General features: G+C 54.5%; 15 protein-coding genes. 7 read left to right on the top strand and 8 right to left on the bottom strand.

What is annotated here, in order from left to right:
• Positions 1–13: 13 nt before the first annotated feature.
• The 3 genes from MOQ06_RS10435 (at position 14) to MOQ06_RS10425 (ending at position 1,688) form a co-directional block, all read left to right on the top strand.
• On the top strand, positions 14–682 hold the full coding sequence (locus MOQ06_RS10435) for an epoxyqueuosine reductase QueH (RefSeq protein ID WP_242172771.1): 669 nt from the start codon (positions 14–16) through the stop codon (positions 680–682).
• On the top strand, positions 682–1,125 hold the full coding sequence (locus MOQ06_RS10430) for a cell envelope integrity TolA C-terminal domain-containing protein (RefSeq protein ID WP_242173254.1): 444 nt from the start codon (positions 682–684) through the stop codon (positions 1,123–1,125). The genes MOQ06_RS10435 and MOQ06_RS10430 overlap by 1 nt, the downstream gene beginning before the upstream one ends.
• An 83-nt stretch (positions 1,126–1,208) precedes the next feature.
• Positions 1,209–1,688 carry a GNAT family N-acetyltransferase gene (locus MOQ06_RS10425; protein WP_242172769.1) on the top strand — a complete coding sequence of 160 codons (480 nt, stop codon included), beginning with the start codon at positions 1,209–1,211 and terminating at the stop codon, positions 1,686–1,688.
• A gap of 214 nt (positions 1,689–1,902) precedes the next feature.
• Here MOQ06_RS10425 and MOQ06_RS10420 read toward each other — a convergent pair whose 3' ends face one another.
• Complete coding sequence (locus MOQ06_RS10420) at positions 1,903–2,784, bottom strand: arginase family protein (protein WP_176610323.1); 882 nt, start codon at positions 2,782–2,784, stop codon at positions 1,903–1,905.
• Positions 2,785–2,821: 37 nt separating this feature from the next.
• On the bottom strand, positions 2,822–3,916 hold the full coding sequence (locus MOQ06_RS10415; protein WP_242172767.1) for an NADH:flavin oxidoreductase: 1,095 nt from the start codon (positions 3,914–3,916) through the stop codon (positions 2,822–2,824).
• Positions 3,917–4,018: 102 nt separating this feature from the next.
• On the opposite strand from MOQ06_RS10415, the gene MOQ06_RS10410 reads away from it, so the two are divergent.
• Positions 4,019–4,903, top strand: a complete 885-nt coding sequence (locus MOQ06_RS10410; RefSeq protein ID WP_176610321.1) for a LysR family transcriptional regulator — start codon at positions 4,019–4,021, stop codon at positions 4,901–4,903.
• Positions 4,904–5,030: 127 nt separating this feature from the next.
• Here the strand turns inward: MOQ06_RS10410 and MOQ06_RS10405 are convergent, their stop codons facing one another.
• Positions 5,031–6,191, bottom strand: coding sequence for an ISNCY family transposase (locus tag MOQ06_RS10405; RefSeq protein ID WP_242172765.1), 1,161 nt, complete (start codon positions 6,189–6,191; stop codon positions 5,031–5,033).
• 249 nt (positions 6,192–6,440) lie between these two features.
• On the opposite strand from MOQ06_RS10405, the gene MOQ06_RS10400 reads away from it, so the two are divergent.
• Positions 6,441–6,848 (top strand): hypothetical protein, encoded by a 408-nt coding sequence (locus MOQ06_RS10400; protein ID WP_242172762.1) that lies wholly within the window; start codon positions 6,441–6,443, stop codon positions 6,846–6,848.
• Complete coding sequence (locus tag MOQ06_RS10395; protein WP_242172760.1) at positions 6,841–7,410, top strand: hypothetical protein; 570 nt, start codon at positions 6,841–6,843, stop codon at positions 7,408–7,410. Before MOQ06_RS10400 ends, MOQ06_RS10395 begins: the two co-directional genes overlap by 8 nt.
• Positions 7,411–7,482: 72 nt before the next feature.
• Here the strand turns inward: MOQ06_RS10395 and MOQ06_RS10390 are convergent, their stop codons facing one another.
• A complete protein-coding gene (locus tag MOQ06_RS10390; RefSeq protein ID WP_242172757.1) occupies positions 7,483–8,232 on the bottom strand; it encodes an ankyrin repeat domain-containing protein in 750 nt (249 codons plus the stop codon).
• Entirely contained in the window at positions 8,229–9,191 is a 963-nt protein-coding gene (locus MOQ06_RS10385; RefSeq protein WP_242172754.1) for a LysR family transcriptional regulator, read from the bottom strand. The genes MOQ06_RS10390 and MOQ06_RS10385 overlap by 4 nt, the downstream gene beginning before the upstream one ends.
• 126 nt (positions 9,192–9,317) lie before the next feature.
• Between MOQ06_RS10385 and MOQ06_RS10380 the strand changes: the two genes are divergently transcribed.
• On the top strand, positions 9,318–10,697 hold the full coding sequence (locus MOQ06_RS10380) for an MFS transporter (RefSeq protein ID WP_242172751.1): 1,380 nt from the start codon (positions 9,318–9,320) through the stop codon (positions 10,695–10,697).
• 13 nt (positions 10,698–10,710) lie between these two features.
• Here the strand turns inward: MOQ06_RS10380 and MOQ06_RS10375 are convergent, their stop codons facing one another.
• From MOQ06_RS10375 to MOQ06_RS10365, 3 genes are read right to left on the bottom strand one after another with little or no spacing between them, the layout of a single operon-like run.
• Entirely contained in the window at positions 10,711–11,706 is a 996-nt protein-coding gene (locus tag MOQ06_RS10375; RefSeq protein ID WP_242172748.1) for a DUF2891 domain-containing protein, read from the bottom strand.
• 9 nt (positions 11,707–11,715) lie between these two features.
• Entirely contained in the window at positions 11,716–12,702 is a 987-nt protein-coding gene (locus MOQ06_RS10370; protein WP_047354811.1) for a DUF979 domain-containing protein, read from the bottom strand.
• Positions 12,699–13,421: a DUF969 domain-containing protein gene (locus tag MOQ06_RS10365; protein WP_148422681.1), complete on the bottom strand. Its 723-nt coding sequence runs from the start codon at positions 13,419–13,421 to the stop codon at positions 12,699–12,701. Before MOQ06_RS10365 ends, MOQ06_RS10370 begins: the two co-directional genes overlap by 4 nt.
• Between the last annotated feature and the right edge of the window lie 76 nt (positions 13,422–13,497).

The following is a 13,497-nucleotide window of genomic DNA, read 5'->3' as shown; positions in this document are numbered from 1 at the left end:
AATCAAATGACTGATGGCTATGACTAATTTTGAACGTCCGAAACTACAGCTTCCAAACGGCGCAGATAGGCTGTTGCTGCACTCCTGTTGCGCCCCCTGTTCCGGTGAGGTCATGGAGGCCATTCAGGCGTCGGGCATTGATTACACCATCTTCTTTTACAATCCGAATATTCATCCCCAGAAAGAGTATCTCATCCGCAAGGAGGAGAATATTCGTTTCGCTGAGAAAAATGGCGTGCCGTTCGTCGACGCAGATTACGACACCGATAACTGGTTTGAGCGCGCGAAAGGCATGGAGTGGGAGCCCGAGCGCGGCGTTCGCTGCACCATGTGCTTTGATATGCGCTTTGAGCGCACGGCGCTGTATGCCGCAGAAAATGGGTTCAGCGTGATCAGCAGCTCGCTCGGAATTTCCCGCTGGAAGAATATGCAGCAGATCAACGACTGCGGACAGCGGGCTGCCGCGCATTATCCGGGAATGGTGTACTGGGATTACAACTGGCGTAAGCAGGGAGGATCGTCGCGCATGATTGAGATCAGCAAGCGCGAACAGTTCTACCAGCAGGAGTATTGTGGCTGCGTTTATTCACTGCGCGATACGAATATGCACCGTAAATCGCAGGGCAGGCCGCTCATCAAACTCGGTAAACTTTACTACGGTAAGGAAGATGAAGGGCAATAATAAGCGCCTGTGCACAATGGATTGAGGAACAAAAAGTGGCATCGTCAGACACCGTTAAGAAATTCGTTATGCTGGCCGTTGTGGTCAGCCTGGCCGCGGGATGCGCGCCGTTACATCCTTCCGGCTGCCACAAGACCACGGCCACGGGCAGTTGCAGTTCAGGACGCTGGGACGATCCGGATGAATGGGGTGCGCAAGCGCGGGCAATCAGGGCGGCCATTAACGATAAGCTTGATGAGCCACAGAAATGGAAAGGGAAGAAATGCCGGCTGCACATGGAGTTTTCCCGGGACGGCACGGCGCTAAGCATATCAACCAGCAACGGCAATAAAGGCTATTGTGAAGCGATAAAATCAGCCGCACGGAAAGCCACATTCCCGGCCTTTAACAATCCGGAAGTCTACCGGGATTTTCAAAAATCCGGCTTCGACATGCAGGGTTAGCCACATAAGAAATATGTATTAGACATTGAGGGCGGCGCTTGTTTGTATGTTAACAAACTGTAGCCAACCATCTGGTATAATTCATGTTTACTATCAAAACGGACGATCTCTCGCATCCAGCCGTGCAGGCATTAGTTGCCTATCATATCTCCGGCATGCTGGAACAATCCCCGCCGGAAAGCAGCCATGCGCTGGATGTCCAAAAGCTACGCGATCCGGCAGTCATATTTTGGTCAGCATGGGACGGGGAGCGGCTCGCGGGAATTGGCGCGCTGAAAGTGCTCAATGAGGACCATGGCGAGCTGAAATCAATGCGTACCGCACCTGATTATTTGCGCCGCGGTGTAGCAAATCTGTTTCTGCTGCATATCTTACAGGTTGCGCGAGCAAAAGGCCTGAAACGTCTGAGCTTAGAAACGGGGACGCAGCCAGGATTTACCGCATGTTATCAACTTTATAGCAAACACGGTTTTGTTGACTGCGAGCCGTTCGCTGATTATCAGCCTGATCCAAACAGTCGGTTTATGACGCTGGATTTATGCCGGAATAGCGGAAAGGAGTAGTGACATGATTGGGGAGATTGGACTGGAGGCGCATGTCATTATTTCGCTAGTATGTCAAAGCTAAGTTCAGATGTCCGAGGCAGGGCAAAGCTCAAATGTCCGCTCTGTGCCAGAAGCGGACGATGTGACAGGAAAAGTATCAGTACTGCCAATAGGTTATGTCAGAAGTCCGTATATCCTCAAGATGACGTGCTGACAAAATTAGATCTGGCTCTTACTCGTTCATTATAGGAAGCTTTTTAAGAAACTCTTTAAGATTCCAGGCATCCCATGGCAGATGTTCGGTAATACCTATAATCACAATTTCTGTCTCGGCAGAGACATCACGGATAATCCTAAGCGTCTGCGTAAGGTTCAGTTTCCCTACCGGATACACCGCCTGCCAGTCAAACTCAGGTTCAGGCTCCGCGAACAGCAGCGAACGGAAGACGTCCGGATTAAGAACGTCCAGGTCCAGATGCACGGCAAGTTTGCGGATATTCTGTTCTTTTATCCAGCGTGTGATCCTGTCACTGTTTTCATAAAGCTCTTCCGGTCGGGCGACCTGCAGACCAAGATCGCTGATAACGGCCGTTTCCTGCTCCGTCAGCCCTTCTTCAATCAGGCCGGCATACATGACGCGTGAGGGGGCGACCGGGGTCTTCACTTTTGAAGCAAACTCCGGATCGCCACCGCCTAAAAGATTGCCCAGTACCATGGTATGGCCGTTGGTAAAATCGCGAGGGGTCTTCACATCCGGGTGTGAATCGATCCACAGTACGCCCATTTCGCCATTGTGCCTCTCGTTCATCCAGGCAAAGGGGGCCTGGTCTACAAGGCAGTCACCGCCAAACACCACGATATGATCCGGTTCTTCTTTTTCCAGCACTGCCCAGGCCTCATCATGCTGGCTGAGTAACTGCCGGCGATAAAGCAGCCCCTGTTCAGGCTCAGGCGTGTCCGGGTTAAACTCCGGCACGCTGATAGTATGCAGAGGGGAGCGTGACTCCGGAGAGAGCCAGTGCAGCAGCCGGGCACCAAACCCGTAGAGCTCCTGGTTGCCACCCTGCCACTGTGGAAATAAGATCCTGATGGTTTTTTTCGACTTGTCAGTCATGTTAACTCCCTGGTTTCAGTACAGCTGGTGATAACAATTAAAAACGCTCTTTTTCCTTAATGTCCGCAACCGGTGAAAGAATATCGCCAGGCAGATCGTGGAGTGGCAGACCGCTGCTGACCTTTCGTGGCCAGTCAGAATTGGCAAGCGCAGCTTTGCCAATGGAAACAAAGTCAGCCCCCATACGCAGAAGCTTTTCTGCCGTTTCACCGTCATCCAGCCCGCCGTTAGCAATGATGACGGTCTCAGGAGCGGCTTCACGGGCAAGCTCAACAAGGCTCTTATCGCCATTCTCGAATGCAGGCAGCCAAGCTTTATATTCGGTCACATGGATATAGTCCACGCCGGCATCGGCGAGCAGGCCAAATATTGTCCTGGCCTCTGCCTCACCTTCTTTCCATTTATGATGAAAATCGTTTACTTTTCCCTGCGAAATCCTGACGCCCAGCACCTTTTCTGCGCCAATTTCGCTGCGTACAGCACGGATAACTTCCAACGTAATGGCCAGCCGGTTTTCCAGGGAACCACCCCATCCATCAGTACGCTGGTTGGTATAGTCTGTCAGGAACTGATCAAGCAGGTACCCGTTCGCCGCATGGATCTCAACCCCGTCAAATTTTGCATCACTGACGGCACGCTCAGCGCTGTCAGCAAAACTGGAGATGATGTCGTGGATCTGCTCTTCACTGAGTGCCTGGGGTGTACGGTATTCACCGGAACCATGATAGAACTCAAGCTGCTGACCTTTAGGTTTTACGGCAGAAGGACCGGCAGAGTCCGGACGGTAGATATTTTTCTGAGACAACGCACCGGCATGAATGAGCTGGGCTATAACGCGTGCACCGTTCTGATGCGCTTTTTCGACAATATTTTTCCAGCCGGAGAGCTGTTCTTCATTCACGATGCCTGGCTGAAACGCATAGGTCTGCGACCACGCCTGGTCAATATAGATACCTTCGGTGATGATGGCACCAAAACCTCCCCGGGCAAACCGGGAGTAATAATCCTGCATTTTTTTACCCGGTACGCCGGTTTCAGACGCGGAGATACGCGTCATAGGGGCAACCATAATGCGATTGCGGAACAGGGTGCGGTTAATGGATTTGGCTTCATATAAGGATGCGTAGTGCATGGTGACTCCCTGGTAACAATTATAATAAATATTATTATAATGCCGTTATCATAAACGTTATACTGGTAAAAAATGCATCACTGTATAACGGAAATAGATATAATGAATCTTCGGGACGTCGAACTGTTCACCGTACTTGCGGAAACCTGCAATCTTTCTCAGGCCGCACGCAGACTTGGCATGAGCGCGATGAGCGTGTCGCGACATCTCGCCCAGCTGGAAAAGGATTTAGGGGCGCGCCTGTTTCAGCGTACGACCCGCGCGGTCTCACTGACCAGCGAGGGCGAAGAATTTCTTCCCTATGCCAGAACCATGATGGAAGCAGAGCAGGGCGCGCGGATTATGTTCAGTGAGGACGCTGGCGGGGCAACAGGCCTCTTGAGGATCACGGCACCCTCCGGCATCGGCCGCCGTTGCATACTTCCCCTGCTGCCTGAACTCATGGAACGGAATCCGAAGATGAAAATCGACCTCAACCTTAGCGATGACGTAGTGGATATCGTGGGTCAGGGATACGATGTGGCCATCAGGGTTGCCCCGCTCAAGGATTCGAACCTGATTGCCCACAGACTCAGCAGCAACCCCCGGGTCCTCTGTGCCTCACCTGCTTATCTTTCCCGGCACGGGATTCCCACCACTCTGGCAGAACTGACCAATCATCTGTGTTTGAGAACGGCAATGGTGTCTCAGTGGACATTTGTGAAAGATGGGAACCTACTCAGTCATTTATTTGAGCCACGGTTCATTTGTAACAATGTAGAAGGTGTCCGAAGTATGTGTAAGGCCGGAGCGGGCCTGGCACAACTAACAAAAGCAGATATTCACTCTGAACTTGCAACCGGAGAACTCGTCGAAATAACACTTAGTGATGCGGAATGCCACATGCTGGCAATATGGGCGCTGTTTCCGACAAAGCGCTACCTGCCATGCCGCGTTACTGTCTTTCTAGATGCTTTAAAGTCTTCGCTGAAGAGACTTATGTCATGAATGATAAGTTCAACTTTTGCAGAGAGTGATAAGGTCATAATGTCCGCTCTTCGCTCAAAGCGGACATTAAGCTCTCTGGCATTTCAGTTCTATGAAGGGTGGGATTATGTTTGCCTTCAGAGATTTGTTATTTCCTTGTACCGAAAATTTCTTCAGAACGGGACTGTAATGTCTTCAATGCTTCCAGCATATCGTCACCATTCAGGGAACGCTGGGATTTCTTCTGCGTGGGTTTTCTGCGCCGCCGCGAGGGGCCATCTCCGGCAGGGAGAGCCTGAGATCGGTTATTGTCGCGTTTGTCCTGAACCAGCTTAATAAACTCAAGTGTCCGCCCGAGGCGCTTGTTGTCCACGATAGCACCTAGGTCAATTTCCTGAAGACGATCATAAGTGGAGTAGGGAAGGACGACTCCGTTTAGCCGGAGTTCTTTCCGGCCATCCGGGTAATGCCAGACCTCAATGTACTTCCCAATAGATCTGCGGCTTAACTCATTATCTTCAATCAGATAGAGTACTTTGTCATACTGCACCGTCAGGGATTTTGAAACACGGCGCTGTTCCCGCCATGTGAAAAATGCGGCCAGATCATCGTCATTCTCAAGTGGTCGATGCACATCAAAGTCATGCCGGGGCGCTTTCGCAAAACGCCGGTTGTAATCAGTCATAAACTCATCAGCAAAATGATTGGCTGCATCAACTGAAGAAATGCCCCTGAGCCTGAGTTCCTTTACGAGGCGATCCTGAAGCGTCAGATGGGCGCGCTCCACGCGGCCTTTAGCTGAGCTGGTATTGGCGCAGATAGTCTGGATGTTCAGTTCGTGCATCGCACGGCCAAACTGGGTATAACCATCGCCGCCGGTGGCATTTTTATTGTTGATTCTGAAGACGCTGGCTTTGTCGCTATACAATGCCAGTGGTTTGCCATGCTTTTCCAGATAGCCCCTGGTGGCTTCAAAATAGGTGGACAGGTGAATATCGTGCAGTTCTGCGAGTTTCTCGCACGCAAGCGTAGGCCCAAAGTCGGTATAGCGTTCGCGGATAATATTGAGTGCGTACTGGGCAAGACCATCAGGTAGTTGGTTATTGCTGGGTTTTCCACGACGACGGCTAGCCATACCCAGTGGGCCATATTCACGGTAACGCGACAGAAGGCGTCGGCACTGACGATCGGAAATACCAAGGCGCTGCGCGGCCATCAGTGTGGTCAGACGCCGGTCGACAACGTCCTGAATGATTTTGAATCGGTTAACTTCGTCCAAAGTGAAAAACTCCGCGGAGTGTGCCGTCATCAGAATCCCTCGATGGTGAATCTACGTGACGGACATCTTAACTTAGCCCAGAACGGACATTACAACTTTGCCGTTACAACCTAAGTGCGCATAATGTATATTATGTTAAATCACCTGTGGTGATGAATAGTGTGTGATTTGATCGCTGAGTTAACGCTGATATTATCTAACTAACAGTCTTCACGGAATGAAGGAACTCTCCGATGTATTTCCCCGGTAAGCAGTCGCTTGACAGCACCCTTCCCTCTTATGATCTCTCGCGCAGCCTTGGCCTGCTGCCCTGTACTGATATCGACTTTAAAAGCTGCCGCTCAGCTCGACTGCACACGTAACTTTTACAATGTCGGCATCATTTTCGATGATGGCATGCCCGGCGTGATTGCGGCGATTAGCCTGTCCGGCACACTGGCTAAGGGAGCACAATGCATGATTGGCGCGGGCCGTCTGCTTATCATCCATAACGTCCATGGTTCCGATGTTGCCTGGCTCGACAGCCAGGACTGGTACGTTGCCACAACGACGGTTCTGGATGTCATTTCGCTGACTGCGGCAGGAATCGCGCTACGAGGTACATTAGAAATGTACAAGCTGATGAAAGCGGCATCTTCAAGTAAAGTTACTGCCTGGTTCCTGAGCGCTGAGTATTCAAATGTTTAAAGTTTTAACCCGCCGCCTGCAATATTGTAACGAGGTGTCCGCCCGCATAAAAAATGCCGCCCCGACACAGTTGCAGCAGCTGAAGACGCAGTTGGCTGAAGAGATGGTTAAGCCTGTGGGGCTACATACCATGGGTATACCGGCAGCGGTCAGTACGCTCGGGGTGATTGTCAGTTTCGCCATTCCTCAACTGTGGCTGGGGTATGGCGTAATCACCGTACTTGGCCAGCCATCAGAGCGCGTATTCGTTTGGGTTGTGCTGATCGCCCTGCTCTTCGCCGGCATCAACGGAGTGACGATGTTTATGATTGGCAAAGGCAGCATGCGCGCCGTGCGGTTACATCTTATGCTGGCGGTGCTAAGCCTGGTATTAACGGCAGCCTATCTGCTGGTTGCGCTGAGCGGTTGTTCTTATCCGGGCGTCAGCCTGACCGCGGCGCTGGTGAGTATTGTCATGCTGGGGCTTAGCGGCAGCTGTATCCTTTCTACCGCTTTCTATAAGATGCTGCTATTTACATTGCATAACAGAGTCTGGCGCAAGCTTATCAGCCAGACGCGCTAAACATTCATGCCATAAGAATCCCGCCGCTACCGGCGGGATTTCTTTACTCCCGTTGATATGTACAGCCTGACGTCACTCTGGACTGTTGGGTAACATTGTATCGCGAATATTAATCAAACTTTTCACATACTCATTATTATTGTCTTTTCGCGATATTTCTTTATTAATTAAAAATATGAAGTCCTCGTCAAATGAATCACTGAGCTGCGGATTCGCTCCTTTATCTAATAAAAGCTTAATATGGTCGATTTTTCCGGCATACAAGGCATTAATTAGTAAAGTGCGTTCCATTGCTCCTCTCGCATTGATATCTGCTCCCGATTCAAGCATGACTTTTAAGGTCTCAGTATTTTTTGCTTTTAATGTTTCGAATATTATTGGCTTATCAAAAGTCGTATCCCTGGCGTCCGGAGAAAGTCCACCGTCCAGCATAGCTTTTATCCAGATCCCTTTGTCTCCCTGAAGAACAAACTCAGCGGGACTGCTCCCACCTTCCGATCTGGGTTGCAACGGATCTGCTCCGGCCTTAACCAGATCTGTTATTATTTTTAACCTTGCCGGAGCGGTATCATCCCAGGTTGAGTTGAGCACTGACCAGAATAGCAACGTCATTTCGGCTTTCGCAGGACGATTCAACTCGTCTTTACTGACGGTCATCAGTTTTTGGCTAAGTTGTTCTTCGTTACCGTCATAAATAATCTGAGCAATTTTCAGCTGTTGGCCATCAAAAAAATCTTGTGGTTCATATTGCATATTCTCTTTACACCCTTGCACAATGAGTAGGATAAATAAAAGCGTAAGCGCCACTATCATTTTGTTCATGTTCTACTCCTGATAGTGGCAATATCATCATCCTTTTGATCTTCTATGAGCTTTATTGTCTGCACGCTACATATCGCAAGTATTTTCTCTCTCAGCCAGCGGTGACCCGGGTCGCGCTCCATCCTTGGGTGCCACATCTGCGACACCGTAATGCGCCGGCTTTTGAACGGCAGCTCAAAAACGTGAACCTGTTCCGTAACCTGCTGATTAGCTAAATAGAGTGCGGGTATCATGGCGATTAGATCGGACGCCAGCGCCACGGAAAGCGCCGTCGGAAATCCCGGCACCACGCTCGCGATTTTTCGCGTCATTCCCCGCTCTGCCAGCACGTCATCGACGAAGCCGTGCAGCGTGCCTTCGGGGGACGCCACCACGTGGCCCCAGGAGACATAGTCTTCCAGGTTTTTTTCTGCCAGGGAGGCCAGCGGATGCCCTTTACGCACCACGCCCACAAACCGATCCTCAAACAGTCTTTGCAGACGTATTTCAGGCCCCATATTGCTTTGCACGCCAATCTCCAGATCGACCAGACCTTCACGCAGGTAGCGCGACGTTTTTTCAGGCTTTGGCGCAAAGCGTATGCAGACGTCCGGTGCGGCATCGGCCACAGCCGCAATAAGCGCCGGGCCAAACGCCACCACAAAACCGTCGTTTGCCCGAATAGTGAAAAGGCGCGAAAGATCTTCGACGTTGAACGTTTCGGTGGATGGCTGCAAAACCGCCTTCGCCTCGTGCACCGCGCGCCGGGCGCGCTCCCGGGTTGCCTGCGCCCAGGGCGTCAGTACCATGTTGCGTCCGGCGCGCACCAGGATTGGATCTCCCGTTACGTCGCGCAGCCTGCTCAGGGTGCGGCTCATGGCCGAGGTGCTTAGGCGTAAACGGCGGGCCGCACCCGCAACGCTGGCTTCGCTCAGCAATACGTCGAGGGCAACCAGCAGATTGAAATCGGGATCGGACATGACTAATCTCCCAGGATTCAGACAAGGCGTTTCATGCAACGATAAAGTGCAAATGGTGCGCCTTCCGCCACGTAAAAGCCATCTTTATAGTTCCGTCATCCACCATCCTTATCAGGAGACAGCAAGATGACGCTCTTTTCCAGCCAACCCGGCGATGACGGCCTGCCGGGACCGGCGCGCGCCCGGGTGTTGGCCGCGGTAATGACCACCACGCTAATGGGCTTATTTGACGGCACCATGATCAACGTCGCCCTGCCGTCCATGGCGCAGGCGATGCAGGTACCCGCCAGCACCGCCGTCTGGTTTGCCAACGGGTATCTGCTGGCGGCGGCCATGACGCTGGCGCTATTCGCGGCGCTGGCGGCACGTCTGGGTTACCGCCCCGTATTTCTGGCAGGCCTTATGACCTTTACCCTGACATCGCTGGGCTGCGCGCTGGCAACAGGCCCCGGAATGCTTATCGTGATGCGTATCCTGCAGGGGATCGGCGGCGCGGCGACGCTGAGCATCGCGCCCGCGATACTGCGGTCCGTGTTTCCCGGCCGATTGCTTGGCCGCGTTCTGGGTTTACACGCCCTGCTCATCGCCTCCAGCTCGGCGCTTGGGCCGGTATTGGGCGGCACTCTTCTACACACCCTGAGCTGGCAATGGCTGTTTGCCGTAAACGTTATTCCCGGTGCGGTGGCCCTGCTGCTGGCAACCGGAGCGCTGCCGCGCCAGGCTATCAGCGTTCGGGCGCCCTTCGATTCACTCGGGGCCATTTTATCGGCGCTGATATTGGGCTCAACGATCGTGGCGGCGAACAGTTTCCAGAGCGCAGCACATTACACCGCCAGCCTCTGCTGGGCGGCGATCGCTGCGACGAGCGGCATCGCCTTTATCTGGCAGATCCGCCGTACGGAAAACCCGCTGCTGCCGCCAGCAATGTTTAAAAATGCGCGTTTTACCCTCGCGGCCCTTACCTCGATGACTGCGTTCGTCAGCCAGGGGATCGCCTTCATTGCCCTGCCGTTCCTGTTTCAGAGCGTCTATGGCTATAGCCCGCTCGTCTCTGCCCTGCTGTTTACGCCGTGGCCGTTGGGGATCGTGCTCATTGCTCCCCATGCCGGCCGGTGGGCGGACACGATTTCGGCTCCGCCGATCTCAACTCTCGGGCTGATGATTTTCGCTCTGGGGCTGGGGCTTCTGGCGACGCTGCCAGCCAGCCCAGCCATGTGGGATATCTGCCTGCGGTGCCTGGTGTGCGGTATTGGGTTTGGCTGCTTCCAGAGCCCCAATAACCGGGAGATGCTCTCAAACGTTACCCGTGACCATGCGAGCTTCGCTTCTGGCGTTTTGTCCATCATGCGGACGTTCGGGCAGTGTCTCGGTGCAGCGGTTGTGGGGGTTATGCTGACGGCAGAGGGAAGACCGGTGCATGCTGCGCTGTGGATCGCCACGGCAGCCTCAGCGGGATCCGTATTCGTTAGCGTAAGCCGGTTACGGTCGCTGAGGCTGATAAAATAAGCGCTAGCCTGGGCTACTCCAGCGCCAGCAGCGCAAAGCTCGCCAGCCAGTGCCCGCCGCTGTAGTGGCTGCCGACAACATGCTCCACGCTTGCCGCCAGATGGCGCGCGGCGGCATCGCGCAGTGCCTGCCGCGCCGGATGGTTTTCCGGCAGGGCGTGCGCAACGTGCTTCATGCACCAGGCGCGGCTGAGGTTGAGCCCGTCCAGGTGCGCAATTTTCGGATCGGTGCGATCGCTCACCTCTGCCGGATACATCAGCGCCGACACGGCGCCCGCGTCCGGCAGAAACGCATCGAACCAGGCCGGGAAATTGTCCGTCACCTTGCTCATCAGCAGGGCTTCGGTAAGCGCCCCGGAAATATACTCGTCGCCGCCCGGCTCATAGTGCGCGGGATAGCGGGTGTCCGCGAGATAAAACCGCGTTGCCGCGTCCAGGATAACCTGCTCGAGCGCGTTATCGTTCACCGCCCGGGCGTAATCCAGCCCCAGCGAGAGCGCAAATGCGGTGTTGTAGTGCGTCCCGACGCGGATTGGGTAGGTTAACTTGCTGAGGTAATCCACCAGCCGCTGACGAATATCCAGCGTGAGCGGTTGCAGCGTCTGGTACCAGCGCGCCGCCTGCGGCAGCGAGGACTGTTGCAGCTCCTGCGCCAGCGCCAGCAGCCAGCCGTAGCCGTAAGGTCGCTCAAACGACGCGCGGAACGGCGCGCTGAAATAGGCCAGCTCTTTCGCCACCTTCTCGTCGGTCAGGTGTTCCTCAAACAGGGCGACGATCTCTTCCCGGCACGGCAGCTCGGGATACAGGCGCAGGCAGCGCAGCAGTAGCCAGTAGCCGTGCACCGCCGAGTGCCAGTCAAAGCAGCCGTAAAAAATCGGGTGCAGCTCGCGGGGCGGCAGAACGTCGCCGTCATCGTTCAGCAGATGCATGATGTGGTTCGGGTATTCCTGACGTAAATAGGTCAACGGCATTCTGGCGAACGCGTCGGCCTGTTGTTGCGTTAATTCCATAGCGGCTCCTTAGCGAAACACGAGGAAATACATTAAGAACACGTTTACCACCAGCAGGGTTAACGCGGTCGGGATCTGGATCTTGATGACCTGATATTTGTCCTTCAGCTCCAGCAGCGCGGCGGGCACGATGTTGAAGTTGGCGGCCATGGGGGTCATCAGCGTGCCGCAATAGCCCGCGTACATCCCGATAGCCAGCAGCGGCGCCGGGTTGCCGTGATGAACGTTAATCAGGAACGGCAGGGCGATACCGGCGCTCAGCACCGGGAACGCGGCGAAGGCGTTGCCCATGATCATGGTAAACAGCGCCATCCCCACGCAGTAAATCACCACCAGCATAAAGCGGCTGTCCGGGTTGACGAACAGGCTGACCACCTTCTGGACCGATTCGCCGGTATTGGCCACCACAAATACCCCGCCGAGCATGGCGAGCATCTGCGGCAGGATCACCGCCCAGCCGATGGTATCCACCAGCCGACGAGACTGACGGACCGCATGCAGCGGCGTGCCTTTCGTCAGCCACCAGCCGGTGAGGATTGCCGCCACGCAGGCCACGCACAGCGCCGCCAGGGTAAGCTGCTTCTGGTCGAGCAGATAAACGCCGCCAATCGACACGCCCTTCAGGAACAGCGTCCCGATGACCGTCACCACGGGGATCATCAGCGCCGGCAGGAACAGCCAGTTTTTCAACCGGTTCGACGAGGCGACGCGCTCCTCCTCGGTGGACATTTTATAATGCCCCTTCCCGACCAGCCCAAAACCCGCCAGCAGCGCAATCACGATAACGGCGCCGCCAATGATGCGATACGCCAGCGACTTGCCCAGCTCCTGCACCATCAGATCGCCAAACAGGAAGATCCCGCCGAACAGGAACCAGAACAGCGCGGTGGTAAAACGTTTCGGGTTGGCGCGGTCGCGAAGGGTCATAACGACCAGCAGCATCACAACAAAGCCAATCAGGTAGTACACGCGGTTAATGGTGATGAGCGTCATCATGATGCGATCTCCTGCGTGCCCTGCTCTGCTTTCCAGGCCATCACGTCGCGACGAATGCTGGCGTCGAGGCGCAGCAGGCGCGTCATGTGAATAATCAGGGCAGCGATGGCGGTCGGAATGGCCCACAGGCCGATGTGCAGCGGCTCGATCCCCTCGATCCCGTTCTCTTTAAGAAACGCGTCAATCAGCAGCACCGCGCCGAAGGCGATAAAAATATCCTCCCCAAAGAACACCGCGATATTGTCGCAGGCGGCGGCGTGCGCCTTAATTTTGTCGCGGATAGTCTGCGGCAGCTCGCCGTACTCGTTCAGCGCCGCCCCTTCGGCCATCGGCGCCAGCAGCGGGCGCACCGTCTGCGCGTGGCCGCCCAGCGACATCAGCCCCAGCGCCGCCGTTCCCTCACGGGCGACAAAGTAGAGCATCAGGATACGCGCCGAGGTCGCGCTGGCGATCTTCGCCACCCAGGCCTGCGCCCGCTCCTTCAGCCCGTAATACTCCAGCAGGCCAATGACCGGCAGGATCAGAATGAAGGTGGCAAGCGATCGGCTATTCACGAACTTTTCGCCAAAGGTTTCCAGCAGCATACCGAAATCCATGCCAACCAGCAGGCCCGTCGCCAGCCCCGCCACCACGACAACCAGCAGCGGGTTGAAGCGCAGTGCAAAACCAATAACCACTACCGGTATCCCGATAAGCGGCAACAGTGTAGAACTGTCCATAAACGTTACCCTATCCAAAGTGAGCGTTGCGCGCCGACGGCTATTTTTTATACTTCGCAGCAGAGCGAAGCCGGTG

This window comes from Enterobacter sp. I4, assembly GCF_022669095.1.
In the GTDB taxonomy this organism is placed as follows: domain Bacteria; phylum Pseudomonadota; class Gammaproteobacteria; order Enterobacterales; family Enterobacteriaceae; genus Enterobacter; species Enterobacter pasteurii.
Note: the sequence above shows the minus strand (reverse complement) of the source record. Positions and strands in the feature narration are given on the sequence as shown.

Bases quoted from the DNA above. Each gene is read 5' to 3' on its own strand.
- MOQ06_RS10375 (WP_242172748.1), bottom strand. From the start codon at position 11,706: ATGGAATTAACGCAACAACAGGCCGACGCGTTCGCCAGAATGCCGTTG.
- MOQ06_RS10410 (WP_176610321.1), top strand. From the start codon at position 4,019: ATGAATCTTCGGGACGTCGAACTGTTCACCGTACTTGCGGAAACCTGC.
- MOQ06_RS10415 (WP_242172767.1), bottom strand. From the start codon at position 3,916: ATGCACTACGCATCCTTATATGAAGCCAAATCCATTAACCGCACCCTG.
- MOQ06_RS10425 (WP_242172769.1), top strand. From the start codon at position 1,209: ATGTTTACTATCAAAACGGACGATCTCTCGCATCCAGCCGTGCAGGCA.
- MOQ06_RS10380 (WP_242172751.1), top strand. From the start codon at position 9,318: ATGACGCTCTTTTCCAGCCAACCCGGCGATGACGGCCTGCCGGGACCG.
- MOQ06_RS10395 (WP_242172760.1), top strand. From the start codon at position 6,841: ATGTTTAAAGTTTTAACCCGCCGCCTGCAATATTGTAACGAGGTGTCC.
- MOQ06_RS10370 (WP_047354811.1), bottom strand. From the start codon at position 12,702: ATGATGACGCTCATCACCATTAACCGCGTGTACTACCTGATTGGCTTT.
- MOQ06_RS10435 (WP_242172771.1), top strand. From the start codon at position 14: ATGGCTATGACTAATTTTGAACGTCCGAAACTACAGCTTCCAAACGGC.
- MOQ06_RS10365 (WP_148422681.1), bottom strand. From the start codon at position 13,421: ATGGACAGTTCTACACTGTTGCCGCTTATCGGGATACCGGTAGTGGTT.
- MOQ06_RS10385 (WP_242172754.1), bottom strand. From the start codon at position 9,191: ATGTCCGATCCCGATTTCAATCTGCTGGTTGCCCTCGACGTATTGCTG.
- MOQ06_RS10400 (WP_242172762.1), top strand. From the start codon at position 6,441: ATGATCTCTCGCGCAGCCTTGGCCTGCTGCCCTGTACTGATATCGACT.
- MOQ06_RS10420 (WP_176610323.1), bottom strand. From the start codon at position 2,784: ATGACTGACAAGTCGAAAAAAACCATCAGGATCTTATTTCCACAGTGG.
- MOQ06_RS10405 (WP_242172765.1), bottom strand. From the start codon at position 6,191: ATGACGGCACACTCCGCGGAGTTTTTCACTTTGGACGAAGTTAACCGA.
- MOQ06_RS10390 (WP_242172757.1), bottom strand. From the start codon at position 8,232: ATGAACAAAATGATAGTGGCGCTTACGCTTTTATTTATCCTACTCATT.